This is a genomic window from Mycobacterium sp. pW045 (assembly GCF_041287085.1).
Taxonomy (GTDB): domain Bacteria; phylum Actinomycetota; class Actinomycetes; order Mycobacteriales; family Mycobacteriaceae; genus Mycobacterium; species Mycobacterium algericum_A.
In genome coordinates this window covers 528642-552800 of sequence record NZ_JBGGKU010000001.1, presented here as the reverse complement: position 1 = coordinate 552800, position 24159 = coordinate 528642, and the positions used below count along the sequence as shown (strand labels likewise).

Genomic DNA, 24159 nt, shown 5'->3' with positions numbered 1-24159 from the left:
GGATAGTCACTGTCATGAGCATTGTGGGAGTGGGGATCGACCTCGTTTCGATCCCCGACTTCGCCGAGCAGGTCGACCAGCCGGGAACGGTTTTCGCCGAGACGTTCACTCCCGGCGAGCGTCGCGACGCTTCCGATAAGAGTTCGTCGGCGGCGCGGCATCTGGCGGCCCGGTGGGCGGCCAAGGAGGCGGTGATCAAGGCGTGGTCGGGGTCGCGGTTCGCCCAGAAACCGGTGCTGCCCGAGGCGATCCACCGTGACATCGAGGTGGTCACCGACAGGTGGGGGCGCCCGAAGGTGCGGCTCTCGGGCGAGATCGCCCGGCATTTGGCGGACGTGACGATCCACGTGTCGCTCACTCACGAGGCCGACACTGCCGCGGCCGTCGCAATCCTGGAGGTCAATTGACGCCGAGCAGACATGAAAGCCCCCAAAATCGTGCGTCGCAGGGGGCTTTCGCGTCTGCTCGCCCGGAAGAACTGGTCCAGCGGGTGCGCGACGTGCTGCCGTCGGTACGGGCCGACCTGGAGGACCTGGTGCGCATCGAATCGGTGTGGGCGGACCCGGCGCGGCGCCCCGAGGTGCATCGCAGTGCGCAGCTGACCGCGGACCTGCTGAGCCAGGCGGGTTTTCCGGAGGTGCGAATCGTCGCGGAGGGCGGCGCACCGGCCGTCATCGCCCGCTATCCGGCGCCCGAAGGCGCGCCGACGGTGTTGCTCTACGCCCACCACGACGTGCAGCCCGAGGGCGACGCCGGCCAGTGGGCGTCGCCGCCGTTCGAACCGACCGAACGCGACGGCCGACTCTACGGCCGTGGCAGCGCCGACGACAAGGCCGGCATCGCAACACATCTGGCGGCCTTCCGAGCGCACGACGGGCAACCGCCCGTCGGGGTGACGGTCTTCGTCGAGGGCGAGGAGGAGTCGGGCTCGCCGTCACTGGGCGCACTGCTCGCCGCGCACCGCGATGTGCTGCGCGCCGATGTGATCGTCATCGCCGACTCCGACAACTGGAGCACCGAGGTTCCGGCGCTGACGGTGTCACTGCGCGGGTTGGCCGACTGTGTGGTGGAGGTTGCCACCTTGGACCACGGCCTGCATTCGGGGTTGTGGGGCGGGGTGGTGCCCGATGCACTGAGCGTGCTGGTGCGGCTGCTGGCAAGTCTGCATGACGACGACGGCAACGTCGCGGTTGCGGGACTTCACGAAAGTAATGCTGCACCAGTCGATTACCCGGCGGAACGGGTACGGGCAGACACCGGGCTGCTCGACGGGGTTGCCGAGATCGGTTCGGGCTCGGTGCCGCAGCGGCTGTGGGCCAAACCGGCGATCACCGTCATCGGGATCGACACCACCAGCGTTGCGGCGTCGTCGAACACGCTGATTCCACGGGCGCGCGCCAAGATCAGCATGCGGGTAGCCCCCGGAGGCGACGCGGCGAAGCACCTGGATGCACTGAAATCGCATCTGGAACAACACATCCCATGGGGCGCGCAGCTGACCGTCACCCCCGGTGATGTCGGTCAGCCGTATGCCATCGACGCCACCGGCCCGGTGTATGAGGCCGCCCGGGCCGCGTTCCGGCAAGCATGGGGCGTCGAACCGGTCGGCATGGGTATGGGTGGTTCGATCCCGTTCATTGCGGAGTTCGCCGCCGCCTATCCGCAGGCCGCCATCCTGGTCACCGGGGTGGAAGATCCGGCAACGCAGGCGCACAGCGTCAATGAGAGCCTGCACCTGGGGGTGCTGGAACGGGCCGCCACCGCCGAGGCGCTGCTGCTGGCGAAGCTGGGTAGGTTGACCGGGTAGGCACACTCACGGCCCGGCGGCCGCTGCTTCCAGCCCGGCGATGTCGAGCTTGACCATCGCGTACATGGCCTGCTTCACCCGGGCCACCCGGTCACGATCCGGGTCGGTCATCAGCTCCGACAGCCGCTGCGGGATGACCTGCCAGGACAGGCCGTAGCGATCGGTGAGCCAGCCGCACTGAATTTCCTTGCCGCCGCGGCCCAGGCTGTCCCAGTAATAGTCGACCTCCGCCTGGTCGGCGCAGTAGACCTGGATCGAGATGGCCTCGTTGAACGTGAAATCCGGTCCGCCGTTGATCGCGGAGAACGCCCGGCCGTCCAGATCGAACAACACCTCCAGCGGGGTGCCGTCGCGCTCGGGATTCTCCGGGCCCCAGTACGAGATGTCGGTGACCGTCGAATCGGGAAAGATCGAGACGTAGTACGCGGCGGCCTCCAACGCCTGGGTGTCGAACCACAAACTGGTCCGCGTCACCGGCATGAGCTGCTCCTTACAAGTGGTGGCTACACCGACAGGTCCCGCCGCAGCTTGGCCACATGACCGGTGGCCCGCACGTTGTACTGCGCGACGGCGATCTTGCCCTGCTCGTCGACGACGAACGTCGAGCGGATGACGCCCTGCACGGTCTTGCCGTACATCTTCTTCTCCCCGAAAGCGCCCCAGGCCGCGAGCACGGTGCGGTCCGGGTCGGACAGCAGCGGAAACGTCAGCCCTTCGGCGTCGCGGAACTTGGCCAGCTTGGCGGGCTTGTCCGGGGAGATGCCGACGACGTCGAGACCGGCGTCGTTGAACTCACCCAGATTGTCCCGGAAGTCGCAGGCCTGCTTGGTGCAGCCGGGGGTGGAGGCCGCCGGGTAGAAGTAGACGACGACCCGCCGTCCCCGGTAGTCGGCCAGTGACACGGTGTTGCCGTCGGCGTCGGGGAGGCTGAATGCGGGCGCTTCGTCGCCGGGCGCCAGGCGTACGGAGTCGGTCGCTCGGTCCTCCACTGATAACCCCTTTCTGCTCGCCGGAGCGTGCGACCACGCCCGGCTGCTCTAGGGTAGTTCGGCAGGGCCAGCATCAGGCGGACAGGGAGGACGACAGTGGCGGAGCGCGATCCCGACACGATCAAGAAGGACATCGACGCCGCGCGTGAGCAGCTGGCGTCGACGGTCGACATTCTCGCCGACCGGGCCAACCCCCGCCACCTGGCCGAGCGCGCCAAGATCCGCGCGGTCGAGATCGTCACCAAACCCGCGGTGATGGCCTCGCTGGCCGGTGTCGGCGGCCTGCTCGTGGTACTGGCGATCCGCCGGATTCGCAACCGCTGACCCCAGCGACGCCAAAGCAAAACGGCCGGGAAGGACCAAGTCCCTCCCGGCCGTCGTGCACCGCAACTGTCAGGCGCCCCAGATGCTGCCGTCGAACAGGCTTGACAGGAAGTCCCCGCCAAACAGGTCGGCTCCGGCCTCCCCAGGGTCAGGAACATCCACGGCGTTGACCGGCAGGTGCGCGGTGCCCACCGTGATCGCCTCCGCCGCCCGTGCCGCCCACTCGTTCGTCAGCAGGTCGTAGATGCCACCTTCGGTGAGCAGACCTGTGAAGACATCGCCGGTCTCGGGCACGACGTACCCGTTGAGGTAGCTGTTCAACACGTCAGCGGGCAGGTTGAACAGTGCCTGCAGGTCGCCGCCGGATGCCGCGCCGATACTCTCAGTCAGCTGGTAGAGGGCGCCGATCGTCGGCGCCATCAGTGCGTCGCTGGCTTGCTTGATAAAGGCCCAACCTTCGAGGGGGCCGATGAACTCGTTCAGCAGACTCGACTGGTTCATCGCCTCCAGGGCGGGGATGGACAGCACCGGGCCCAGGGCTTTGCCGATGTCCTCAATGCCGTACAGCAGCCAGATGTTCACATGGTTGAAAGCCCCGAAGAAGTCCCCGTTCTGGAGTGACTCGGATACCTGATTCGACAACTCCTCCAACCCCGGGTACCGGAGGTGCTCTCCACCGACGATGGCCTCGCCGCCATCCCCGTTGATCATGAGGTTGATCGCATGGTTGATGCCGGCGAAGCCCGAGGTGACGAAGCGCGGGTCCAGACCCTCCCGGTGGTCCAGCGGGACGTTCTCCATGCCCATGATCAGCTGGCTGTAGTCGCTCTGGTTGCTGGCGTACTGGTCCAGCAGCGCGTTGACATTGGAGTTCTCCGTCAGCGCGGCGATACTCTCGCTGGTCCGCTCGAACAGCGACTCCCACCCCGTCAACTGCACGGCGTGGTGCCGGAAGTCCTGCAGCGCCGGCGCAATCGGGTTGACGGCGATCAGGCCCGCTCCCGCCAAGGCGATCCCGGCGGCCGCGATCCGGGTCGCCTGCCCGCTACTGCGCCTGGACCTATGAGGATGTAAGACGAACTCCACAGCTAGCTCCTTGTCGATTTCCTGTACTGGGCCCGAGAGTTAGGCCACAGAATCCTGCGAGCATGAGAATAGCTAATGGGTCGTAGGCAAACCTAACCTAACCCCGAAAATGCTGGGTGAACATTAGGTGGACCCGAGATCTTGCTTTGGCGTATGTCTAGCGTGTCGGCCCACTCCACGGGGGGAGCAAACCCAGATACCAGGCCGCCACGCCTCGGCGCCGAACCGCGTCGACCGCGCTAAAACCAAGGTACGCGGCAAGGTTCCGGACCGCGCATTCGCGGCACCCCGCACCGGAATCCGGCCGGAGCCAGCGAACACACTTACCGTTCAGGTTGTAGTACCAGGCCTGAGTCAAGTGTGAGGACAAACGCAGCGGCGGGCTACGAACGTGTTGGGCCGAATTGTTGCTCCCGCGCGGCCACTCGTCCGGAATCGTACACATCCCGCCATGCGAGAGGCCGTCTCGGGGTGGGGCCAGGGCGGGGCCAGGCTCCGGTGCCGCGTCGAGTTCGGTGGTCGTAGCGGACCGGCCGCCGCTGGCGTTGTGTCGTCGGTCATTCCTGCGGCGGTGGGACGGCTCCGCCGCAGCCGCCGGGCGGCGCCGGTGGCGGCACCGGCGAGCCATCGTCCACCACGCATTCGGCGCCGCTCGGCCCGCTTCCGGTGGTGCCGGCTAGGCCGTTCGGGTTTCCGTACAGCGGGACGCCCCACTGGCGGGTGTGCCACTTCGTGCCGTCGGGATAGGGTATGCCGTCGCAGTAGCCCATCCAGATGGGTGAGCCCATGGATCCGCCGGGGCAGTAGCCGGTGGAGGGGTTGGGGATGTGTGGGTCGGGTTCGGCGGTGGCTGGGGAGGCCAGCAGAAGTAGGGCTAGTGCGCTTGCAGCGCCTGCGCTGAGCTGTCGGTTCATTGCTGTTGGGGTTCCTATCGATTGCGTGTGCGGGGGTGTCGGTCCCGCGTTCACTGGCCGGAACGATAGTTCACTTTGTGGCGCGGAGTGGTTGCTTTTCGGGGAACGGGTCGATCACCGCCGGGTCGTGGCCGTGGCCGCCGGTACGGTCCCGCGCCTAGGGGTCCCGAAGTGAGGATCCGCGAGGTATTGGTCAGCCCGGCTTCTCGCTGCGCTCATCGCTGTCTTCGACCTGGAGTTCAGTGGTGACCCCGGTGACGGCGGATTGGATCCCGGCCACCGACCCCGGCTCACTCTCGTCCGGTGACTGATTCGTCTTAATACCCGGGAGGGCCATCCGCCGCGGCTGGCGCTGACCGCGACGTATCCGTGACGGCCCCCTGCTGACCCTCGCCCGCCTCTTCAAGCCGGGCCACCAGGAGCTCGACGGTCGACTGAGCGCCTTCCAGTCCGTGGATGGCGCCGAGGTAATCGCCCTGGTACACGGATTCATAGGAGTGCTGCAGCTCGCCGTCATGGCCGGAGTCATCCCCGTGAACCCCGCCCGCGATGTGAGCCCACTCAAGGGGGACCGGCCCAAGGGTGCGCCGCAACTGAGCGAGGACCAGGTGACCGGGCTTCTCGGCACGGTCGCGGCATCAGCCGAGTGTGAGGCCATAGACATGGGCGATCCGATCATCATGCTCATGGCCACCGGCCTGCGCCGCTCTGAGCTGCTGGCCCTGCGCCGGTCGGACTACAACCGGAAGGCCGGGGAGATCGCCATCACCGGCAAGGTCGTGCGCATCACAGGGAGGGGCTCAAGCGGTTCGACACGATCAGGTCCGCGGCCGGACGCAGGACGTTGCGGTTGCCGGCGTTCGCGGTGGACATGCTGAAACGCCGTCGGCGGAAGGACTTCGTGGGAGAGCAGGTGATGATCTTCCCGTCGGCGGCCGGCCCGTGGCGGGATCCGTCGAACTTCGGCCGGGATCTACGCAAGGTGCATGGTGCGCTCGGGTTGCCGATGTGACGTCGCACTCGTTCCGCAAGACGGTGGCCACGCTGATCGACGATGATGAATATCCGATGGATCGGGCCATGCTGGTGAGGCTGAAAACAGCCTCGGAGCTGTGCGCCGTCAGGGTTTCGAACCCCGGACCCGCTGATTAAGAGTCAGCTGCTCTACCAACTGAGCTAACGGCGCTGGGCGGTCACGACCGCGAGGAAGACAATAACAGGCGCCGCGCCGCGGAGAAAAATCACCTGGCAAGGGGCCAGGGTCGCACGCGGAGCGGCATGCCCGATTACCCACTAGACTGCGTGCGAGCAGTTTGAGCTGGGTCAGGTGGGAAAAGGCATGGGGCAGGTTCGTTCGACACAACGTTGCCGGGGGTATCGGTCCCGGCTGGCGGCGGTGCTGATGGTGCCGGTTGCGGTGTTGGGGCTGAGCGCCTGCGGCGGCAACGCCGACGCGGAGGCGACGAAGGTCATCGTCGACAAGGGCACCCCGTTCGCCGACCTGCTGGTGCCCAAGGTCACCGCGTCGGTCACCGACAAGGCGGTCGGCGTGGCGGTGGACACACCTGTGACGGTGACCGCCGAAGACGGCGTGCTCGATTCGGTCACCATGGTCAGCGAATACGGTGCGGTGGTCGACGGCAAGCTCAGCCCCGACGGGTTGACCTGGTCGACGACCGAGCCGCTCGGCTACAACAAGCGCTACACGATGAACGCCAAATCCCTGGGGCTGGGCGGGGTGACCAGCCGGCAGATGACGTTCCAGACCCATTCGCCGCAGAACCTGACCATGCCGTATGTCATGCCGCGCGACGGTGAGGTGGTCGGCGTCGGTCAGCCGGTGGCGATCCGGTTCGACGAGAACATCGCTGACCGGGTGGCGGCCGAAAAGGCGATCGAGATCACCACCGATCCGCCGGTGGCGGGCGCGTTCTACTGGCTCAACAATCGCGAAGTACGGTGGCGGCCACAGTCTTTCTGGAGGCCCGGGACCAGGATCGATGTGGCGGTCAACACCTACGGCGTGGATCTGGGCAACGGCGTGTTCGGCCAGGACGACGCCTCGAGTCACTTCGTCATCGGCGACGAGGTCATCGCGACCATCGATGACAACACCAAGTCGATGGTGGTGCGGGTCAACGGTGAGATCGTCAAGACCATGCCGGTGTCGATGGGCAAGGACAGCACGCCGACGAACAACGGCACCTACATCGTCGGCGAACGTTTCCCGCACATCGTGATGGATTCCTCGACCTACGGGGTGCCGGTCAACTCACCCAACGGCTACCGCACCGATGTGGACTGGGCCACGCAGATCTCCTACAGCGGGATCTTCGTGCACTCGGCACCGTGGTCGGTAGGCGCCCAGGGTTACTCCAACGCCAGCCACGGCTGCATCAACGTCAGTCCCAGCAACGCATTGTGGTTCTACGACCACGTCAAGCGTGGCGACGTGGTGCAGATCAGCAATACGAGCGGGCCGCTGCTGCCTGGCACCGAGGGCCTCGGCGACTGGAATGTGCCCTGGTCGCAATGGGAAGCCGGCAACGCGCAGGATCCGGTTCGCTGACGTCCTAGCGGGTGTCAGACAGCGGCCGGTTCGCCTTCTTCGCGCAGGTACTCCTCGCTGCCGTTGGGGTATCCGCCGCCGAACGTGGTGATGTGCACGTGGTCGTAGTGGCCGTTGCCTCGGCCGCTGGGCCCGGCCGGCGTGTAGTAGGTGCCGCGCCAGATCGCGTCCTGTAGCGCGAACCGGCCGGCGTTGCGCAGCGCGTAGGCCACGATCTCATCGCCGAGGGCGATACCCTCCGGGCTGCCCGGGTTGGGGATCATGATGTCGATCGCCAGCCCCGACGGGTGCCAGCGCTGCCCGTCCGGCCGGACGCCGACCATATTGTGCACCTGCGGGAACGCCTCGCTGATGCTGCGTGAGAGGAGGATCGTCTTGACCTGCATGCCGCGCTCATTGGCGATGCCGGGCGGCAGCGCGTGCGGCGCCGGCATGCCCCAATTGGCTCCCACTGGAAAGACCTCGGGCGGTGGCGCGTCTTCGGGCGGCGGCAGGTGCTCGGGTGGGGGCGGCGGCCCGTCTTCCGGGGGCGGCGGTGGCGCGTCCTCAGGGTGCGGCGCTTCGGCGATGGCCGCGGGTTCGTCGTTGTTTCCCGGGTCGGCGCCGGCGTTGCCGGCCATAAAAACGGCGGCCGGCAACACCGCCGTCGCCGCCAGAACCGAGGATTTCATGCGCAGATCAAGCAGTCCTTGCGTGAGCACGCAGGGCACCGTAACCAAAACGTGACATTCGCGCCAAACCGACGCGCCCTGATTACGTTACAAAAATCTGCTGCGGTGACACTTTTTGGCGACTGGACTCGCCGCGCTTCAGCCGGTGTCAACGGCAGTTAAAACTCATGTGACCTGCGCAATTACGCTATTCGGCGGCTGCAGCCCGGCTGCGCCGCCGGGTCTGCGCTCAGGCGGATGTGGAGTGTGGCGCAGATCTCGTTGGCGGGCGGGGTTCGACGGTAGGTAATCAGGGACGACGAGCCATGTCATCACCGCTGTGTCAACGAGTCCGGTCGGGACCCAGCCAAAGAAAAAGGTCGAAGGGCCAAAGCCCTCCGACCTATCGGGGTGGCTGACGGGACTCGAACCCGCGACACCCAGGATCACAACCTGGTGCTCTACCAACTGAACTACAGCCACCATCGCTGCCAGCCGAGCAGGCAGCGTCGTCGATACTAGCCGCTCGGACGCTCAGCGACCGAATCGATCACCTCGTGCGCGTCCGAAGGCGGTCCCAGCTCTGCGGCTACCGCAGCGATGTCGCTGGTAGGCGGTCCGGGAGGGGCGACGAACGCGGTACGGCGGTAGAACTTCAGCTCACGGATGGATTCATGGATGTCGGCGAGCGCCCGGTGCGCCAAGCCCTTTTCGGGCTGGCCGAAGTAAATCCGCGGGTACCAGCGCCGGCACAACTCCTTGATCGAGCTGACGTCGATCATCCGATAGTGCAGGTAGTCGTCGAGCGCGGGCATGTCACGGGCCAGGAAACCCCGGTCGGTGCCGATCGAGTTGCCCGCCAGCGGAGCCGTCTTGGCCTGCTTGACGTGGGTTCGGACGTAGTCGAGCACCATCTTCTCGGCGGTCGCCAGGTCGACGGTCGAAGCCCTGACCTCGTCGATCAGCCCGGACCGGGTGTGCATGTCCGTCACGACGTCGCTCATCGCGTCGAGGTCGGCGTCGTCGGCGTGGATCACCACGTCGATACCGTCGCCGAGGATGTTCAGCTCACCGTCGGTGACCAACGCGGCGATCTCGATCAGCTTGTCCGAGCCCAGATCCAGGCCGGTCATCTCGCAGTCGATCCAGACCAGTTCGTCTCGCGCAACGCTCACAAGTAGCCCAGGTTAGCCGTTCGCCGCCGTCGTGGCCGCATACCGGTGCCCTCCGGCCAAGTAATGTCGTGGCCTGTGAGTCCCGATTCGGCGGCGAACGCCGCACAGCAGATCGCCGCCGGCTACACCGCCGAGGGCCAGGCCCTGGAATTGGGCACGGTCGTCATCGACGGCACCGCCGACCCCACCGCGCAGGTCCGCATCCCACTGGCCACCTTGAACCGCCACGGGCTGGTGGCCGGCGCGACCGGCACTGGCAAGACCAAGACGCTGCAGGTGATCGCCGAGCAGCTGTCGGCGGCCGGCGTTCCGGTGGTGATGGCCGACGTCAAAGGCGACCTGTCCGGGCTGTCGCGGCCCGGTGAGTCCGGGAACAAGATCACCGAACGCGCCACCGATACCGGTGACGAGTGGACTCCGACCGAGTTCCCGACGGAGTTCCTGTCACTGGGCACCGACGGCATCGGTGTGCCGGTGCGGGCCACCATCTCCAGCTTCGGTCCGATCCTGTTGTCGAAAGTGCTGGGACTCAACGCCACCCAGGAATCGACACTGGGGCTGATCTTCCACTGGGCCGACCAGAACGGCTACCTGCTGCTGGACTTGAAGGATTTGCGTTCGGTGATCACGTTTTTGACCAGTGATGCCGGCAAGCCTCAACTGAAGAACCTCGGCGGGGTATCGGCTCAGACCGCGGGGGTGATCTTGCGTGCCCTGGTCAACCTGGAGGCCGAAGGCGGCGACACCTTCTTCGGCGAACCGGAGCTCAAGCCGGAAGACTTGCTGCGCACCGACGGTCAGGGCCGCGGCATCATCTCGCTGCTGGAACTCGGCGATCAAGCTGCCCGCCCGGTGTTGTTCTCCACCTTCTTGATGTGGGTGCTCGCCGACCTGTTCACGCTGCTTCCCGAGGTCGGCGATATCGACAAGCCGAAGCTGGTGTTCTTCTTCGACGAGGCGCACCTGCTGTTCACCGACGCCTCCAAGGCGTTCCTGCAGCAGGTCGAACAGACCGTGAAGCTGATCCGCTCCAAGGGCGTCGGGGTGTTCTTCTGCACCCAACTGCCCACCGATGTGCCCACCAACGTGCTGTCCCAGCTGGGCGCCCGGATCCAGCATGCGCTGCGTGCGTTCACCCCAGATGACCAGAAGGCGCTGAGCAAGACGGTGCGCACCTACCCCAAAACCACGGTGTATGACCTGGAGTCGGCGCTGACGTCACTGGGAATCGGCGAGGCGATCGTCACCGTCCTGTCGGAGAGGGGCGCCCCGACCCCGGTCGCTTGGACGCGGCTGCGGGCACCGCGATCGCTGATGGCGTCCGTCGGCGACGCGGCGATCACCGCGGCGGCCACGGCGAGTCCGCTGCACGCCGTCTACAGCGAGACGGTGGATCGCGAGTCGGCCTATGAGATCTTGTCCCGCAAGCTCGCATCGGGGCAGGGCAGTGCGCCGCCATCCGACGCCCAGGGGTATGACGAGCTGCCGCCGCCGCCGAAAGTGCACTGGTGGACGCGGTTCGGTCGCTGGCTCGCCCGCTTCCTCTCAACCCGGGAGGGCAAGCAGGTGACACGTGCCGTCACTACCGTGGTGGTCGGTCAGATCACGCGCGGCGCGATGGGCACCGGCCGTCGCAGAAGGTGATTTTGCGGCGACCCGCTTCGATCGCCGCTGACCTGGAGGGCGCTAGCTAACCCCCGCCGAGCTTCTTGTAGACCGCGCCGACGATCGGCGTGACGATGGCACGCGGAGCGTACCCGCTGGCCACCGACATGGCCTTCGATGTGATCCCGGGCACGACGCGCATCTTGTTGCGCTCCAACGCATCCAGCGAGAGCTTGGCGGTGTGCTGGGTGGAGATCCACAAGAAATCCGGTATCAGCTTGTCGACCAGTGACGCTTCGGCGGCATCGGGCGCCTCGGCGCGCACCGGCCCCGGCGCCAACAGCGTCACGTGCACCCCGGACTTGAGCAGCTCGCCGCGCAGCGACTCGCTGAAGGTGTTGGCGAAGGCCTTGGTCGCGGCGTAGGTGGCGTTGTTGGGTATCGGCGAGTTGCCGGCAGCCGAACCCGAGATCAGGATGCCGCCGGCGCGGCGCGCCAGCATGCCCGGCAGCACCGCCAGCACCAGGTCGTGCACCGCAACCGCGTTCAGTTGCACTTGGGCCTTCTCGGTTGCCGGATCGAGATTGGCGATCGGCCCGAACGTCGCGGTGCCGGCGTTGGCGCACAACACCGAGACCTCCCGCCCGGCCAGTTCGCTACAGAATTCATCGCGGGCCGGCGGATCGGCCAGGTCGACCGCCCGGACCTCCACGGTGACCCGGTATTTGTCGCGCAGCCGGGCCGCCACCTCGTCGAGCACGTCTTCTCGGCGCGCGGTGATGATCAGCGAGTGGCCCCGGGCGGCCAGCTCGGTGGCCAGCGCTTCGCCGATGCCCTGGGACGCTCCGGTGACGACGGCGCGGGCATCCGGGCTGGGAGCAGGCACTGGCATGGGCCAATCGTAGAGTGCCAGGCATGAATGCCACGGGAGTGGTCAGATCCGGTCGATCGCGGATCGTGGCATGGGCGTTGTGGGATACCGGTTCCGCGGCCGTCAGCGCGATCGCGGTGACGTTCGTGTTCTCGGTTTATCTGACCAGCAGCGTCGGCCGGGAACTGCCCGGTTCGGTGTCGCCGGCCAGCTGGCTGGGCCGCACTCTGGCCCTCTCCGGTTTGACGGTGGCCGTCGTGGCGCCGGTGGTCGGGGTGTGGGTCGCCGCACCGCACCGTCGCCGGGTGACGCTGACGGTCCTGACCGGCACCGCGGTGGTGCTGATCGCATCGATGAGCATGATTCGCGACTCACCGGCCTACCTGGCTCCGGGGCTGCTGCTGCTGGCGCTGACCGCGGCCTGCGGTGACCTGGCCAGCGTCCCCTACAACGCCATGCTGCGGCAGCTGTCGACGCCGCAGAACTCCGGGCGCATCTCCGGATTCGGTTGGGCGGCAGGCTATGCCGGCAGCGTGGTGCTGTTGCTGGTGGTCTACGTGGGCTTCATCTCCGGCAGTGGCCCCACCCGTGGGCTGCTGGGCCTGCCGGTGGCGGACGGGCAGAACGTGCGGGCGGCGATGTGGCTCACCGCAGCATGGCTGGCGTTGTTCGCGTTGCCACTGCTGCTCACCGCGCACCGGTTCGCCGGTGCCGACGGTCCACCGCCGCCCCGGCTGGGCCTGTTCGGCGGCTATCGTCAGCTGTGGCGCGACATCAGCGGCGAGTGGCGCCGCGACCGCAACCTGGTCTTCTACCTGGTTGCCAGCGCGATCTTCCGTGACGGACTGGCCGGGGTGTTCGCGTTCGGTGCGGTTCTCGGCGTCAACGTCTACGGGATTTCAGCCGGTGATGTGCTGATCTTCGGGGTCGCCGCCAGCGTGGTGGCCGCGGTCGGCGCGGTCGCCGGCGGCCTGCTCGACGACCGGATCGGCTCCAAGACGGTGATCGTCGGGTCGCTGGCGGCCATGGTCGCCGCCGGGACCACGCTGATGGCACTGACGGGTCCGGGGGCGTTCTGGGCCTGCGGTCTGCTGCTCTGCCTGTTCATCGGGCCCACCCAGTCCTCGGCGCGCACGCTGTTGCTGCGGATGGCGCAGCAAGGCCGGGAGGGGTTCGAAGGGGTTGCGTTCGGGCTCTACACCATGACCGGTCGCGCCGTGTCGTTCCTGGCGCCGTGGCTGTTCTCGGTGTTCGTCGATGTCTTCCGCAGCGACCGGGCCGGCATGGGCGGGCTGTGCACCGTGCTGGTGCTCGGATTGCTGGCGATGCTGGGAGTGCGCGCGCCGCGGTGAGCGGCCTAACGGCTCAACCGGCCGCTGCGCACACCGTGAGGATCGAACCGGTGCGCTGGCGCACCTGGGTGCCGTCCACCGACACCGAGCAGGTGATCTGCTCGCCGAAGTTGACCACCGTGACCGCCGCCGCGGTCGTCGCCGGCGGCGTCAGGGTGACCTGCTTGCGCCACGGCAGCATCACGTTGAACTCGGTCTGCAGCATTCCACCGGTGTCGATGTAGGCGATGCTGAGCGCCCGGCCGGTCCCGGTGACGCTGTAGACGATCGTCTCGGGAACCCCTGCGGTCGTCGACGTGGTCGGTGGCGGCGTGCTCGGCGTGGTGCTGGGCGTCGAGGACCGCGGTGGCGGCGTGGTGGTCGGGGTGCGCTTGGGAATCGGTGTGCTCGGCGCCGTCCGCAACGGCGAAACCGGTGTGACCGTAGCCGAATTGCGCCCCGAGCCGTTGGCGATCACCAGGGCGATCACCATGCCGACCACCAACAGCACCGCGCCACCGGCCACCAGCCACAGCCAGTTCGGGAACCGCGGCGGTTCCGGCGGGCCGCCCTCGCCACGCGGCGGGGCGCCGCCGCCCGGACCGCCGCCCGCGCCGCCCGAATGCGCCGGTTCCCAGTGCTGCCGCGGCAGTTGAGCGGTTGGGTCGGCGGCCTGCGGCGGATAGCCGGCCGGGTATGACGGAAGCTGGCCCGCGTAGGCCGGATCGACGTGCGGCGGAAAGCCGAAGGTCGACGGCTCGGTGGCCCCGCTGCGCTGCCAGGGTCGATCGGAATCCTCCGGTCGATAAGGATCGGTCATACCCACCTCATGGATTGCAGGGTACCTGCGCAGCGCCGCCCACGACCGTGTCGTCGGTCAGCCCGTTGAAAACCCGGCGGCACCCAGCGCGCTGATCGTCATCGCCCGCAACACCGCTCGGGAGCGCTCCGGCGCGGCCGACTTGGCACCGGCCGGCTTGACGCTGTAGGGGGTCGAGTTCAACAGCCCGAACACCGCGTGGGCCATCAACCGGGCGTCGGGTTCGGCCAGTCCGGCGTACCGGGCGCACAGCACACCTACCCAGACCTCGACGTACTGCCGCTGGGCGCTACGTACCTGACGCTGCGCGCCGGCCGGCAGCTGAGCCAGGTCGCGGTCCTGGATCCGGATCAGATCCGGCTCTCCGAGCGCGAAGTCGAGATGGAACTCGATCAGGCCGTCCAGCACCTCGTCCGGGTTCCGCCCGCCGGATTCGACGGCGCGCGCTCCGGCGAGCAACCGGGTGCTGATGCCGACCAGCAGTTCGACCAACAGGGCTTCCTTGTTGGGGAAGTGCCGATAGATCGCCGGACCGCTGACGCCGGCGGCCGCGCCGATGTCCTCCAGGCGCACCGCCAGGAAGCCGCGTTGTGCAAACAGCCGTTCGGCGGCGGCAAGCAATTGGCTGCGCCGGTCGGATTTCAGCCTGCTTCGTCGGCTGGCCGGCTCGTCGTCGGCGGGAACGGATGCTGCCATCGCGCCTCCGCTCAATCGTGGACAGCTGAGTTAATGGTCACTAACGTAGCACCCATCCCTGGGGCCGAACCGGCTCCGGGCGACTCCGGTGGAGGACTGATGGCAACGGCGGGACGGCCCGCAGCTCGCGGCGATGTGTCCTACGCTCGCGGCGAGACCCGACCGGCCTTGCTGCAGATGACCATCGGAGCCTGTCTCGCCGCAACCGCGAGCGCGCACCCGGATCACGATGCGCTGGTTGACTTTCCGGCCCGACGGCGATGGAACTATGCGCAGCTGTGGCGCGATGTGCGCCGGCTGGCGACCGGTCTGCTGCAGCTGGGGATCACCGCGGGGGACCGGGTCGGCGTCTGGGCGCCCAACTGCGCCGAATGGGTGCTGACCCAGTACGCCACCGCTGAGATCGGCGCGATACTGGTCACCCTCAACCCCGCCTACCGCTCCCACGAGCTGGCCTACGCGCTCAAGCAGTCCGGGGTTGCAATGGTCATCGCTGCCCCGCGGTTCAAGACCTCCGACTACGTCGCGCTGCTGGGTGAGGTGGTGCCGGCGTGTCCGGACCTGCGTGAAGCGGTGTTCATCGGCAGCGCGCGTTGGCGTGAGCTGGCCGGCACACCCGCCGACACGGTGGCACTGGCGCACGCCTCCGGATCGCTGCGGGCCACCGATCCGATCAATATCCAATACACCTCGGGCACAACCGGTTACCCGAAGGGGGCGACGCTCAGTCATCACAACATCCTCAACAACGGCTACCTGGTCGGCGAGTTGCTGGGTTACACGCAGCTGGACCGGATCTGCCTGCCCGTCCCGTTTTATCACTGCTTCGGGATGGTGATGGGCAACCTGGCGGCCGCCAGCCATGGTGCGGCCATCGTCATCCCGGCGCCCGGCTTCGATCCGGCGGCCACGCTGCGCGCCGTGCAGGACGAGGCCTGCACCAGCCTCTACGGGGTGCCCACCATGTTCATCGCCGAACTCGAATTGCCCGGCTTCGCCGACTACGACCTCACCAGCCTGCGCACCGGGATCATGGCGGGCTCACCGTGCCCGGCGAAGGTGATGCGGCGGGTGATCGACGACATGCACATGACCGAGGTCGCCATCTGCTACGGCATGACCGAGACGTCGCCGGTGTCGACCCAAACCCGCAGCGGGGACTCGCTGATCCAGCGGGTGGAGACCGTCGGACGGGTGGGGCCGCACCTGGAGATCAAGCTGATCGACCCCGCCACCGGCCACCCGGTGCCGCGGGGACAGGTCGGCGAACTGTGCACCCGCGGCTATTCGGTGATGACCGGCTACTGGAACGACCCGGCCAAGACCGAAGCGGCCATCGACGCCGAAGGCTGGATGCACAGCGGCGATCTGGCCGTCATGGACGACGACGGATACGTGCGGATCACCGGGCGGATCAAAGACATGGTGATTCGCGGCGGGGAGAACATCTACCCGCGTGAGATCGAGGAGTTTCTGCACAGCCACCCTGACATCCTCGACGCTCAGGTCATCGGTGTGCCCGACGAAATCTACGGTGAGGAACTGATGGCGGTGGTCATGCTGCGCGACGGGGCGGGGCCGCTGACCATTGACCGACTGCGCGAGTTCTGCACCGGCCGACTGGCGCACTTCAAGGTGCCGCGGTACCTGCGCGTGGTAACGGAGTTCCCGATGACGGTCACCGGCAAGGTCCGTAAGGACGAGGTGCGTCGACAGGTGATCGAGCAGCTGGGTGACGGCTGACAGGACAGCGCGAGAATGGTATTCTCTGCTGTCAGTTAATCAACATTAACTGAAAACGAGGAGGCGCGGGTGGCGATAGACAAGGTCGTGGCGACGGCGGCAGCAGCCGTGGCCGACGTGACCGACGGCGCGTCACTGGCGGTGGGCGGGTTCGGACTCTGCGGCATACCGGAGGCGCTGATCAACGCCGTCCTGCAACTCGGTGTCACCGATCTGGAAACCGTCTCGAACAACTGCGGCGTCGACGGCATCGGGCTGGGAGTGCTCTTGGAACACAAGCGGATCCGACGCACCGTGAGCTCCTACGTCGGCGAGAACAAGGAATTCGCCCGGCAGTTCCTGTCCGGAGAGCTCGAGGTGGAGCTGACCCCGCAGGGCACGCTGGCCGAGCGGCTGCGGGCCGGGGGTGCCGGGATCCCGGCGTTCTACACACCGACCGGGGTGGGCACCCAGGTCGCCGACGGCGGCTTGCCGTGGCGCTACGACGGTGCCGGCGGGGTGGCGGTGGCCTCACCGCGCAAGGAGACCCGGGACTTCGACGGGCGCACCTACGTGCTGGAGCGGGCGATCCGCACCGATTTCGCGTTGGTGCACGCCTGGAAGGGCGATCGGCACGGAAACCTCGTCTACCGGGAGGCCGCGGCCAACTTCAACCCGGACTGCGCCGCAGCGGGCCGGATCACCATCGCTCAAGTCGAGCACCTGGTCGAGCCCGGCGAGATCTGTCCCGCCGAGGTGCACACCCCGGGTATTCACGTGCACCGGGTGGTGCACGTACCGAATCCGGAGAAACGAATCGAACGGGAGACGGTGCGCTGATGACACGCACACGTGACGAACTGGCCGCACGGGTCGCCGCGGAGTTGGAAGACGGGCAATACGTCAACCTGGGCATCGGGTTGCCGACCTTGATTCCCAACCACATCCCCGACGGTGTCAGCGTGGTGCTGCATTCGGAGAACGGGATCCTCGGTGTGGGGCCGTACCCGCGCCGCGAGGACCTCGACGCCGACTTGATCAACGCCGGCAAAGAAACAGTGACCGTCCTCCCGGGCGCGTCGTTCTTCTCATCGTCCGCGTCCTTCGGGGTGATCCGCGGCGGCCACCTCGACGTAGCGGTGCTCGGCGCCATGCAGGTGTCAGCGGTCGGCGACCTGGCCAACTGGATGATCCCCGGCAAGATGATCAAGGGCATGGGCGGGGCGATGGACCTGGTGCACGGGGCGCGCCGGGTCATCGTGATGATGGAACATGCCGCCAAGGACGGCAGCGCCAAGATCGTCGAACAGTGCACGTTGCCGCTCACCGGCGCCCGCTGCGTCGACCGCATCATCACCGACTTGGCCGTCATCGACGTCACCGAAGCGGGCCTGGAGTTGGTGGAGACCGCGCCCGGCGTCTCCGTCGATGAGGTGGTCGCGAAAACCGGTGCCCCGTTGAATCTTTCGAAGGTGTCATGACGGCCCCAGCATTCGCCGACGAGCACCGGCGGCTGGTCACCGAGCTCAACACCAAGCTGGCGACCGCGGCGCTCGGCGGTAGCGAGCAGTCCCGGCAGCGGCACGTGTCGCGGGGCAAGCTATTGCCGCGCGACCGGGTCGACCGGTTGCTGGATCCGGGCAGCCCGTTTCTGGAGCTGGCGCCGCTGGCCGCCGACGGCATGTACGACGACGAGTGCCCCGGTGCCGGGATCATCACCGGGATCGGGCGGGTGTCCGGGCGGGAATGCGTGATCGTCGCCAACGACGCCACCGTCAAGGGCGGCACCTACTATCCGGTCACGGTCAAGAAGCACCTGCGCGCCCAGGAAGTCGCGCTGGGCAACCGGCTGCCCTGCATTTACCTGGTGGACTCCGGCGGCGCGTTTCTGCCCCGTCAGGACGAGGTGTTCCCCGATCGCGAGCACTTCGGCCGGATCTTCTACAACCAGGCGACCATGAGCGCGGCGGGCATCCCGCAGATCGCCGCGGTGCTCGGCTCCTGCACCGCCGGCGGCGCCTACGTTCCCGCGATGAGCGACGAGGCCGTCATCGTCCGCGAACAGGGCACCATCTTCCTGGGCGGCCCGCCGCTGGTGAAGGCCGCCACCGGAGAGGTGGTGACCGCCGAAGAACTGGGCGGGGGAGACCTGCACTCCAAGGTCTCCGGGGTCACCGACTATCTGGCCGATGACGATGAACATGCGCTGCGCATCGTCCGCCAGATCGCGCAGACCTTCGGGCCGAGATCCGAAAGCCCCTGGGAAATCAAGCGTTCCGTGGACCCGAACCATGACCCCGCGGAGCTCTACGACGTGGTCCCCCCGGACCCGCGGGTGCCCTATGACGTGCGGCAGGTCATCACCCGCATTGTCGACGGCAGCGAGTTCAGCGAGTTCAAGGCCGAATACGGCAAGACCCTGGTGACCGCGTTCGCCCGCATCCACGGCCACCCGGTGGGCATCATCGCCAACAACGGAGTGCTGTTCGGTGAGTCGGCGCTCAAGGGCGCGCATTTCATCGAACTGTGCGACAAGCGCGCCATCCCATTGGTGTTCTTGCAGAACATCGCCGGTTTCATGGTCGGCCGCGACTACGAGGCCGGCGGCATCGCCAAACACGGCGCCAAAATGGTCACCGCGGTGGCCTGCGCGCGGGTGCCCAAGCTGACGGTGGTGATCGGCGGGTCCTACGGGGCGGGCAACTACTCCATGTGCGGCCGGGCGTATTCGCCGCGGTTTCTGTGGATGTGGCCCAACGCCCGGATCTCGGTGATGGGTGGCGAGCAGGCTGCGTCGGTGCTGGCCACGGTGCGCGGTGACCAGCTCGACGCGGCCGGCAAGCCCTGGTCGCCCGAGGACGAGGAGGCGTTCAAGGCCCCGATCCGGGACCAATACGAGGCGCAGGGCAACCCTTACTACTCGACCGCACGGCTGTGGGACGATGGCATCATCGACCCGGCCGACACCAGAACAGTGCTGGGGCTGGCGCTTTCGGTCTGCGCTAACGCGCCGCTGGACCCGGTCTCCTACGGCGTCTTCCGGATGTGACCCAGATGAATACAGCCATGTTCGATACGGTCCTGGTAGCCAATCGCGGTGAGATCGCAGTCCGGGTGATCCGCACCCTGCGCCGGATGGGGATCCGGTCGGTGGCGGTCTACAGCGACGCCGACGCCGGAGCGCGGCATGTGCGCGAAGCCGACACCGCGGTGCGGCTCGGCCCCGCGCCGGTGCTGGAGAGCTACCTGTCGATCCCCGCGGTGCTCGAAGCCGCCGCGGCCACCGGCGCACAGGCGATTCACCCCGGCTACGGGTTCCTTTCCGAGAACGCCGGATTCGCCGCCGCCTGCGAGGCGGCCGGGGTGGTGTTCATCGGGCCGCCGGCGCGCGCCATCGAGGTGATGGGCGACAAGATCTCCGCGAAGAACACCGTCACCGCCTTCGATGTACCGGTGGTTCCCGGCATCGCCCAGCCGGGCCTGACCGACGACGAGCTGACCGGTGCGGCAGCCGAGATCGGCTACCCGGTGTTGATCAAGCCGTCGGCGGGCGGCGGCGGCAAAGGCATGCACCTGGTCGACGACCCCGCGCAGCTGCGGGCTTCGCTGGCCACCGCGCGACGTGAGGCGGCGTCCGCGTTCGGCGACGACACGCTGTTCCTGGAGCGATTCGTGTTGCGGCCCCGCCACATCGAGGTCCAGGTGCTCGCCGATACCCAGGGCAACGTGGTGCACCTCGGCGAACGGGAATGCAGTCTGCAGCGACGCCATCAGAAGGTGATCGAGGAGGCGCCGTCACCGCTGCTGGATGCTGCGACCCGGGACCGGATCGGGACCGCGGCGTGCAACACCGCCCGCAGCGTCGACTACGTCGGCGCCGGCACGGTGGAGTTCATCGTCTCCGCGGATCGCCCGGACGAGTTCTTCTTCATGGAGATGAACACCCGGCTGCAGGTCGAGCACCCGGTTACCGAAGCGGTCACCGGCCTCGACCTCGTCGAGTGGCAGCTGCGGGTTGCCGCCGGCGAGAAGCTGCCGTTCGCCCAGGACGAGATCACGTTGAGCGGACACGCGATCGAGGCCCGGGTGTACGCCGAAGACCCCGCGCGCGGCTTCCTGCCCACCGGCGGGCGGGTGCTGGCGGTGCACGAACCCACCGGCCCCGGTATTCGGGTGGACTCGTCGTTGCAGGACGGCACCGTGGTCGGCAGCGACTACGACCCGATGCTGTCCAAGGTGATCGCGCACGGCGCCGACCGGACGCAAGCGCTGGCGCGGCTCGATGCGGCGCTGGCCTGCACCGCCGTGTTCGGCGTGCAGACCAACGTCGAGTTTCTGCGGTTCCTGCTCGCCGACGAGCGGGTGGTCGCCGGGGATCTCGACACCGAACTGCTCGACACCAGGTCGGCCGACTTCGCGCCGGCACCCGCCCCTGACGACGTGCTGGCCGCCGGCGGCCTCTACCGCCAATGGGCGCTGTCCGGCCGTAAATCACTGTGGGCCAACCCCAGCGGATGGCGGATCGGCGCGTCGGCACCGGTACGCACCGAGATGCGCACGCCGCTTCGGTCGGAGACGGTGTCGGTGTGGGGGCTTCCGGCGGCCGCGCGGGTGCAGGTCGGCGGCGGCGAGATCCACAGCGGCAGCGCCGAAGTGGAGGGCGACCGGCTGACGGTGACACTGGCGGGCCGACGACGCCGTTACAGGTTCGCCGAGCACGACGGGCAGCTGTGGATCTCCGATGAGCGCGGCACCTGGCAGCTGCGTGAAGCCCAGGAAAGCACCGTGGTGCGGTCCGCCGTCGGTCCGCGCAGCGCCGAGATAGTCAGCCCGATGCCCGGCAGCGTGATCGCGGTGAATGTCGCGTCCGAAACGCCGGTCGACGAGGGCGATCCGGTCGTGGTGGTCGAGGCGATGAAGATGGAGCACACCTTGACCGCGCCGATCAGTGGCCGGGTGCAGGTATTGGTATCGGTGGGCGATCAGGTGACGGTGGACCAGGTATTGGCCCGACTGATTCCCGAATCAAGTGAGGACGAGCAGCAATGACGACGATCACGGCAGGCGAGCTGCCCAAGGAGTACCAGGATCTGCAGCACACGGTCGCCGAGTTCGCCCGCACCGTTGTCGCGCCGGTGTCGGCCAAACACGACGAAGAGCACAGCTTCCCCTACGAGGTGGTCGCCAAGATGGCGGACATGGGGCTGTTCGGCCTGCCGTTCCCCGAGGAGTACGGCGGGATGGGCGGCGACTACTTTGCGCTGGCGCTCGCCCTGGAGGAGCTCGGCAAGGTCGACCAGTCCGTTGCGATGACGCTCGAGGCGGGGGTGGGCCTCGGGGCGATGCCGATCTACCGATTCGGCACCGAGGAACAGCGGCAGACCTGGCTGCCCGACCTGGTCGCCGGCCGTGCGCTTGCCGGATTCGGCCTCACCGAGCCCGGTGCCGGTTCGGATGCCGGCGGCACCCGCACCACCGCGCGGCTGGACGGCGACGAGTGGGTCATCAACGGCACCAAACAGTTCATCACCAACTCCGGCACCGACATCACCTCGCTGGTGACCGTCACCGCCGTCACCGGGACCGCGCCCGACGGCCGCAAGGAGATCTCCACGATCATCGTCCCTTCCGGCACACCGGGTTTCACCGTCGAACCGGCCTACAACAAGGTGGGTTGGAACGCCTCGGACACCCATCCGCTCACCTTCGTCGACGCCCGTGTCCCGCAAGCCAATCTGCTCGGCGAAGAGGGCCGGGGGTACGCGAACTTCCTGTCGATCCTCGATGAGGGCCGCATCGCGATCGCCGCGGTGGCCACCGGGGTCGCACAGGGTTGCGTCGACGAGAGCGTCAAGTACGCCGGTGAGCGCGAGGCATTCGGCCAGCCGATCGGCTCCTACCAGGCGATCAGCTTCAAGATCGCGCGGATGGAGGCGCGCGCTCACGTGGCACGCACCGCCTACTACGACGCCGCGGCGAAGATGATGGCGGGCAAGCCGTTCAAGAAGGAGGCGGCGATCGCCAAGATGATCTCCTCGGAGGCGGCGATGGACAACGCCCGCGACGCCACCCAGATTCACGGCGGGTACGGCTTCATCAACGAATATCCGGTGGCCCGCCATTACCGGGACAGCAAGATCCTGGAGATCGGCGAGGGCACCACCGAGGTGCAGTTGATGCTGATCGCACGGTCGCTGGGACTGTGATGAGCCGCGAGCGGGAATCTCGCGACACAGCAGCGGCGTGTCGCGTCGCAGAATTGCGAGTCGACGAACGAGAGGGGACAGGGCGTGGGTAAAACCGTCGAGCAGCGCGGACTGTGGTTCGAGGAGTACGAGATCGGCACCACGTATGCCCACCGCCCCGGGCGCACCGTCACCGAGGCCGACAACGTGCTGTTCACCACGCTGACCATGAACACCCAGTCGCTGCACCTGGATGCGGCCTGGGCCGCCGAGCAGCCCGGCTTCCGTGGTGAGCGGCTGGTGAACTCCATGTTCACCCTGTCCACGCTCGTCGGGCTGTCGGTCGCTCAGTTGACGCTGGGCACCATCGTGGCCAACCTCGGATTCTCGGAGGTGTCGTTTCCCAAGCCGGTGTTTCACGGCGACACCCTCTACGCCGAGACGGTCTGCACCGACAAGCGCGAGTCCAAGAGCCGTCCCGGGGAGGGCATCGTGACGCTCGAGCATGTCGGGCGCAACCAGCACGGCGACGTGGTGGCCCGCGCGGTGCGGACCACGTTGGTGCGCAAGCGGCCGGCAGGAGAGTCGGCATGAACCTGCTCTCCACCGGACCGGCCTGGCTGTTCTGCCCGGCCGATCGCCCGGAGCGCTACGCAAAGGCCGCCGCGGCAGCCGACGTGGTCATCCTCGACCTGGAGGACGGGGTGGCCGCCGCCGACCGGCCCGCTGCCCGGGAAGCGTTGCGGGACAACCAGCTCGACCCGGAGCGGACCGTGGTGCGGATCAACCCTTCCGGTACCGAGGATCAGTCGCGCGATCTGGCGGCGCTGGCCGACACCGCCTACACGACGGTGATGCTGGCCAAGACCGAGTCGGCCGCCCAGGTCGATGCGCTGGCGCCGCGGCAGGTCGTCGCGCTGGCCGAAACCCCGCGCGGCGTCGTGTTCGCGACCGAGATCGCCGCCGCGCAGGCCTGTGCGGCGATGATGTGGGGTGCCGAGGACCTGGTCGCCGCCATGGGCGGGGGCTCCAGCCGTCACGTGGACGGCAGCTATCGGGACTTCGCCCGGCACGCGCGTTCGACGGTGCTGCTGGCGGCGTCGGCGTTCGGGCGTGCCGCGCTCGACGCCGTCTACCTCAATATCGGTGATCTCGACGGGTTGCGGGCCGAGGCGCTCGACGGCGCCGCAGTCGGGTTCGCCGCCACGGTGTGCATCCATCCCACCCAGGTTGCGGTGGTGCGCGACGCCTACCGACCGGCCGAGGACAAGATCGACTGGGCGCGAAGGGTACTCGCCGCGGCACAGCACGAGCGGGGCGTGTTCGCCTTCGAGGGACAAATGGTGGACTCGCCGGTGCTGCGGCACGCTGAGGCTATCCTGCGGCGAGCGGAGTAACGCCTACCGACAGGAGCG

At 67.6% G+C, this 24159-nt stretch carries 23 protein-coding genes, 2 tRNA genes and 1 pseudogene; 15 read left to right on the top strand and 11 right to left on the bottom strand.

Annotated features, from left to right (window positions below; all coding sequences use genetic code 11):
• Positions 1 to 14: 14 nt before the first annotated feature.
• Together ACAG20_RS02460 and ACAG20_RS02455 are read left to right on the top strand one after the other, a co-directional pair.
• Positions 15 to 407 carry a holo-ACP synthase gene (locus ACAG20_RS02460; protein ID WP_370491389.1) on the top strand — a complete coding sequence of 131 codons (393 nt, stop codon included), beginning with the start codon at positions 15 to 17 and terminating at the stop codon, positions 405 to 407.
• A complete protein-coding gene (locus ACAG20_RS02455; RefSeq protein WP_370491388.1) occupies positions 404 to 1807 on the top strand; it encodes a dipeptidase in 1404 nt (467 codons plus the stop codon). Before ACAG20_RS02460 ends, ACAG20_RS02455 begins: the two co-directional genes overlap by 4 nt.
• 6 nt (positions 1808 to 1813) lie before the next feature.
• On the opposite strand, the gene ACAG20_RS02450 is transcribed toward ACAG20_RS02455, so the two are convergent.
• Both ACAG20_RS02450 and bcp read right to left on the bottom strand, forming a co-directional pair.
• Complete coding sequence (locus ACAG20_RS02450) at positions 1814 to 2287, bottom strand: VOC family protein (protein ID WP_370491387.1); 474 nt, start codon at positions 2285 to 2287, stop codon at positions 1814 to 1816.
• 23 nt (positions 2288 to 2310) lie between these two features.
• Positions 2311 to 2796, bottom strand: a complete 486-nt coding sequence (gene bcp, locus ACAG20_RS02445; protein ID WP_370491386.1) for a thioredoxin-dependent thiol peroxidase — start codon at positions 2794 to 2796, stop codon at positions 2311 to 2313.
• A gap of 96 nt (positions 2797 to 2892) precedes the next feature.
• Here bcp and ACAG20_RS02440 point away from each other — a divergent pair, with 96 nt between their 5' ends.
• Positions 2893 to 3120: a DUF3618 domain-containing protein gene (locus ACAG20_RS02440; RefSeq protein WP_112686985.1), complete on the top strand. Its 228-nt coding sequence runs from the start codon at positions 2893 to 2895 to the stop codon at positions 3118 to 3120.
• Between the two features lie 69 nt (positions 3121 to 3189).
• Here the strand turns inward: ACAG20_RS02440 and ACAG20_RS02435 are convergent, their stop codons facing one another.
• Both ACAG20_RS02435 and ACAG20_RS02430 read right to left on the bottom strand, forming a co-directional pair.
• On the bottom strand, positions 3190 to 4128 hold the full coding sequence (locus ACAG20_RS02435) for a hypothetical protein (RefSeq protein WP_370491385.1): 939 nt from the start codon (positions 4126 to 4128) through the stop codon (positions 3190 to 3192).
• A 635-nt stretch (positions 4129 to 4763) separates the two neighbouring features.
• Positions 4764 to 5120, bottom strand: coding sequence for a hypothetical protein (locus ACAG20_RS02430; RefSeq protein ID WP_370491384.1), 357 nt, complete (start codon positions 5118 to 5120; stop codon positions 4764 to 4766).
• Between the two features lie 497 nt (positions 5121 to 5617).
• Here ACAG20_RS02430 and ACAG20_RS02425 point away from each other — a divergent pair, with 497 nt between their 5' ends.
• Complete coding sequence (locus ACAG20_RS02425; protein ID WP_370491383.1) at positions 5618 to 5998, top strand: integrase; 381 nt, start codon at positions 5618 to 5620, stop codon at positions 5996 to 5998.
• A gap of 235 nt (positions 5999 to 6233) precedes the next feature.
• Here ACAG20_RS02425 and ACAG20_RS02420 read toward each other — a convergent pair.
• Positions 6234 to 6306 (bottom strand) — tRNA-Lys (locus ACAG20_RS02420).
• Positions 6307 to 6459: 153 nt separating this feature from the next.
• Here ACAG20_RS02420 and ACAG20_RS02415 point away from each other — a divergent pair.
• On the top strand, positions 6460 to 7689 hold the full coding sequence (locus tag ACAG20_RS02415; RefSeq protein WP_370491382.1) for an Ig-like domain-containing protein: 1230 nt from the start codon (positions 6460 to 6462) through the stop codon (positions 7687 to 7689).
• 14 nt (positions 7690 to 7703) lie between these two features.
• Here ACAG20_RS02415 and ACAG20_RS02410 read toward each other — a convergent pair whose 3' ends face one another.
• From ACAG20_RS02410 to orn, 3 genes are all read right to left on the bottom strand, one after another.
• On the bottom strand, positions 7704 to 8390 hold the full coding sequence (locus ACAG20_RS02410) for a hypothetical protein (RefSeq protein WP_370491381.1): 687 nt from the start codon (positions 8388 to 8390) through the stop codon (positions 7704 to 7706).
• A gap of 359 nt (positions 8391 to 8749) precedes the next feature.
• Positions 8750 to 8822, bottom strand: a tRNA-His gene (locus tag ACAG20_RS02405).
• 35 nt (positions 8823 to 8857) lie between these two features.
• A complete protein-coding gene (gene orn / locus ACAG20_RS02400; protein ID WP_370491380.1) occupies positions 8858 to 9514 on the bottom strand; it encodes an oligoribonuclease in 657 nt (218 codons plus the stop codon).
• A 75-nt stretch (positions 9515 to 9589) separates the two neighbouring features.
• Here orn and ACAG20_RS02395 point away from each other — a divergent pair, with 75 nt between their 5' ends.
• Positions 9590 to 11158 (top strand): helicase HerA-like domain-containing protein, encoded by a 1569-nt coding sequence (locus ACAG20_RS02395; protein WP_370491379.1) that lies wholly within the window; start codon positions 9590 to 9592, stop codon positions 11156 to 11158.
• A gap of 46 nt (positions 11159 to 11204) precedes the next feature.
• Here ACAG20_RS02395 and cmrA read toward each other — a convergent pair whose 3' ends face one another.
• The gene (gene cmrA, locus ACAG20_RS02390; protein WP_370491378.1) at positions 11205 to 12011 is read right to left on the bottom strand and encodes a mycolate reductase; all 807 of its coding nucleotides are present in this window, start codon (positions 12009 to 12011) and stop codon (positions 11205 to 11207) included.
• A 23-nt stretch (positions 12012 to 12034) separates the two neighbouring features.
• Here cmrA and ACAG20_RS02385 point away from each other — a divergent pair, with 23 nt between their 5' ends.
• Positions 12035 to 13342, top strand: coding sequence for an MFS transporter (locus ACAG20_RS02385; protein ID WP_370491377.1), 1308 nt, complete (start codon positions 12035 to 12037; stop codon positions 13340 to 13342).
• Between the two features lie 13 nt (positions 13343 to 13355).
• On the opposite strand, the gene ACAG20_RS02380 is transcribed toward ACAG20_RS02385, so the two are convergent.
• Both ACAG20_RS02380 and ACAG20_RS02375 read right to left on the bottom strand, forming a co-directional pair.
• Positions 13356 to 14141 (bottom strand): MmpS family transport accessory protein, encoded by a 786-nt coding sequence (locus tag ACAG20_RS02380; protein ID WP_370491376.1) that lies wholly within the window; start codon positions 14139 to 14141, stop codon positions 13356 to 13358.
• Between the two features lie 57 nt (positions 14142 to 14198).
• Positions 14199 to 14837: a TetR/AcrR family transcriptional regulator gene (locus ACAG20_RS02375; RefSeq protein WP_112683819.1), complete on the bottom strand. Its 639-nt coding sequence runs from the start codon at positions 14835 to 14837 to the stop codon at positions 14199 to 14201.
• A gap of 99 nt (positions 14838 to 14936) precedes the next feature.
• Between ACAG20_RS02375 and ACAG20_RS02370 the strand changes: the two genes are divergently transcribed.
• The 8 genes and pseudogenes from ACAG20_RS02370 (at position 14937) to ACAG20_RS02335 (ending at position 24141) form a co-directional block, all read left to right on the top strand.
• Complete coding sequence (locus ACAG20_RS02370) at positions 14937 to 16580, top strand: AMP-binding protein (RefSeq protein ID WP_370491375.1); 1644 nt, start codon at positions 14937 to 14939, stop codon at positions 16578 to 16580.
• Between the two features lie 75 nt (positions 16581 to 16655).
• Complete coding sequence (locus ACAG20_RS02365) at positions 16656 to 17399, top strand: CoA transferase subunit A (RefSeq protein ID WP_041317559.1); 744 nt, start codon at positions 16656 to 16658, stop codon at positions 17397 to 17399.
• Positions 17399 to 18040: a 3-oxoacid CoA-transferase subunit B gene (locus tag ACAG20_RS02360; protein WP_112683821.1), complete on the top strand. Its 642-nt coding sequence runs from the start codon at positions 17399 to 17401 to the stop codon at positions 18038 to 18040. The genes ACAG20_RS02365 and ACAG20_RS02360 overlap by 1 nt, the downstream gene beginning before the upstream one ends.
• Positions 18037 to 19608, top strand: a complete 1572-nt coding sequence (locus ACAG20_RS02355; RefSeq protein WP_112683822.1) for a carboxyl transferase domain-containing protein — start codon at positions 18037 to 18039, stop codon at positions 19606 to 19608. The genes ACAG20_RS02360 and ACAG20_RS02355 overlap by 4 nt, the downstream gene beginning before the upstream one ends.
• Positions 19609 to 19625: 17 nt before the next feature.
• A complete protein-coding gene (locus tag ACAG20_RS02350; protein WP_370491374.1) occupies positions 19626 to 21608 on the top strand; it encodes an acetyl-CoA carboxylase biotin carboxylase subunit in 1983 nt (660 codons plus the stop codon).
• Entirely contained in the window at positions 21605 to 22765 is a 1161-nt protein-coding gene (locus ACAG20_RS02345; protein ID WP_112683824.1) for an acyl-CoA dehydrogenase family protein, read from the top strand. The genes ACAG20_RS02350 and ACAG20_RS02345 overlap by 4 nt, the downstream gene beginning before the upstream one ends.
• Positions 22765 to 23338, top strand: a pseudogene (locus tag ACAG20_RS02340) (MaoC family dehydratase). The gene ACAG20_RS02345 and the pseudogene ACAG20_RS02340 overlap by 1 nt, the downstream one beginning before the upstream one ends.
• Entirely contained in the window at positions 23335 to 24141 is an 807-nt protein-coding gene (locus tag ACAG20_RS02335) for a CoA ester lyase (RefSeq protein WP_370491373.1), read from the top strand. The pseudogene ACAG20_RS02340 and the gene ACAG20_RS02335 overlap by 4 nt, the downstream one beginning before the upstream one ends.
• The last annotated feature ends 18 nt before the right edge of the window (positions 24142 to 24159 follow it).

What these genes read in the sequence shown, in the direction of transcription:
- ACAG20_RS02370 (WP_370491375.1), top strand. Translation starts at nt 14,937, where the DNA reads ATGGCAACGGCGGGACGGCCCGCAGCTCGCGGCGATGTGTCCTACGCT.
- ACAG20_RS02335 (WP_370491373.1), top strand. Translation starts at nt 23,335, where the DNA reads ATGAACCTGCTCTCCACCGGACCGGCCTGGCTGTTCTGCCCGGCCGAT.
- ACAG20_RS02385 (WP_370491377.1), top strand. Translation starts at nt 12,035, where the DNA reads ATGAATGCCACGGGAGTGGTCAGATCCGGTCGATCGCGGATCGTGGCA.
- ACAG20_RS02430 (WP_370491384.1), bottom strand. Translation starts at nt 5,120, where the DNA reads ATGAACCGACAGCTCAGCGCAGGCGCTGCAAGCGCACTAGCCCTACTT.
- cmrA (WP_370491378.1), bottom strand. Translation starts at nt 12,011, where the DNA reads ATGCCAGTGCCTGCTCCCAGCCCGGATGCCCGCGCCGTCGTCACCGGA.
- ACAG20_RS02375 (WP_112683819.1), bottom strand. Translation starts at nt 14,837, where the DNA reads ATGGCAGCATCCGTTCCCGCCGACGACGAGCCGGCCAGCCGACGAAGC.
- ACAG20_RS02450 (WP_370491387.1), bottom strand. Translation starts at nt 2,287, where the DNA reads ATGCCGGTGACGCGGACCAGTTTGTGGTTCGACACCCAGGCGTTGGAG.
- ACAG20_RS02360 (WP_112683821.1), top strand. Translation starts at nt 17,399, where the DNA reads ATGACACGCACACGTGACGAACTGGCCGCACGGGTCGCCGCGGAGTTG.
- ACAG20_RS02460 (WP_370491389.1), top strand. Translation starts at nt 15, where the DNA reads ATGAGCATTGTGGGAGTGGGGATCGACCTCGTTTCGATCCCCGACTTC.
- ACAG20_RS02345 (WP_112683824.1), top strand. Translation starts at nt 21,605, where the DNA reads ATGACGACGATCACGGCAGGCGAGCTGCCCAAGGAGTACCAGGATCTG.
- ACAG20_RS02380 (WP_370491376.1), bottom strand. Translation starts at nt 14,141, where the DNA reads ATGACCGATCCTTATCGACCGGAGGATTCCGATCGACCCTGGCAGCGC.
- ACAG20_RS02355 (WP_112683822.1), top strand. Translation starts at nt 18,037, where the DNA reads ATGACGGCCCCAGCATTCGCCGACGAGCACCGGCGGCTGGTCACCGAG.
- ACAG20_RS02350 (WP_370491374.1), top strand. Translation starts at nt 19,626, where the DNA reads ATGTTCGATACGGTCCTGGTAGCCAATCGCGGTGAGATCGCAGTCCGG.
- ACAG20_RS02415 (WP_370491382.1), top strand. Translation starts at nt 6,460, where the DNA reads ATGGGGCAGGTTCGTTCGACACAACGTTGCCGGGGGTATCGGTCCCGG.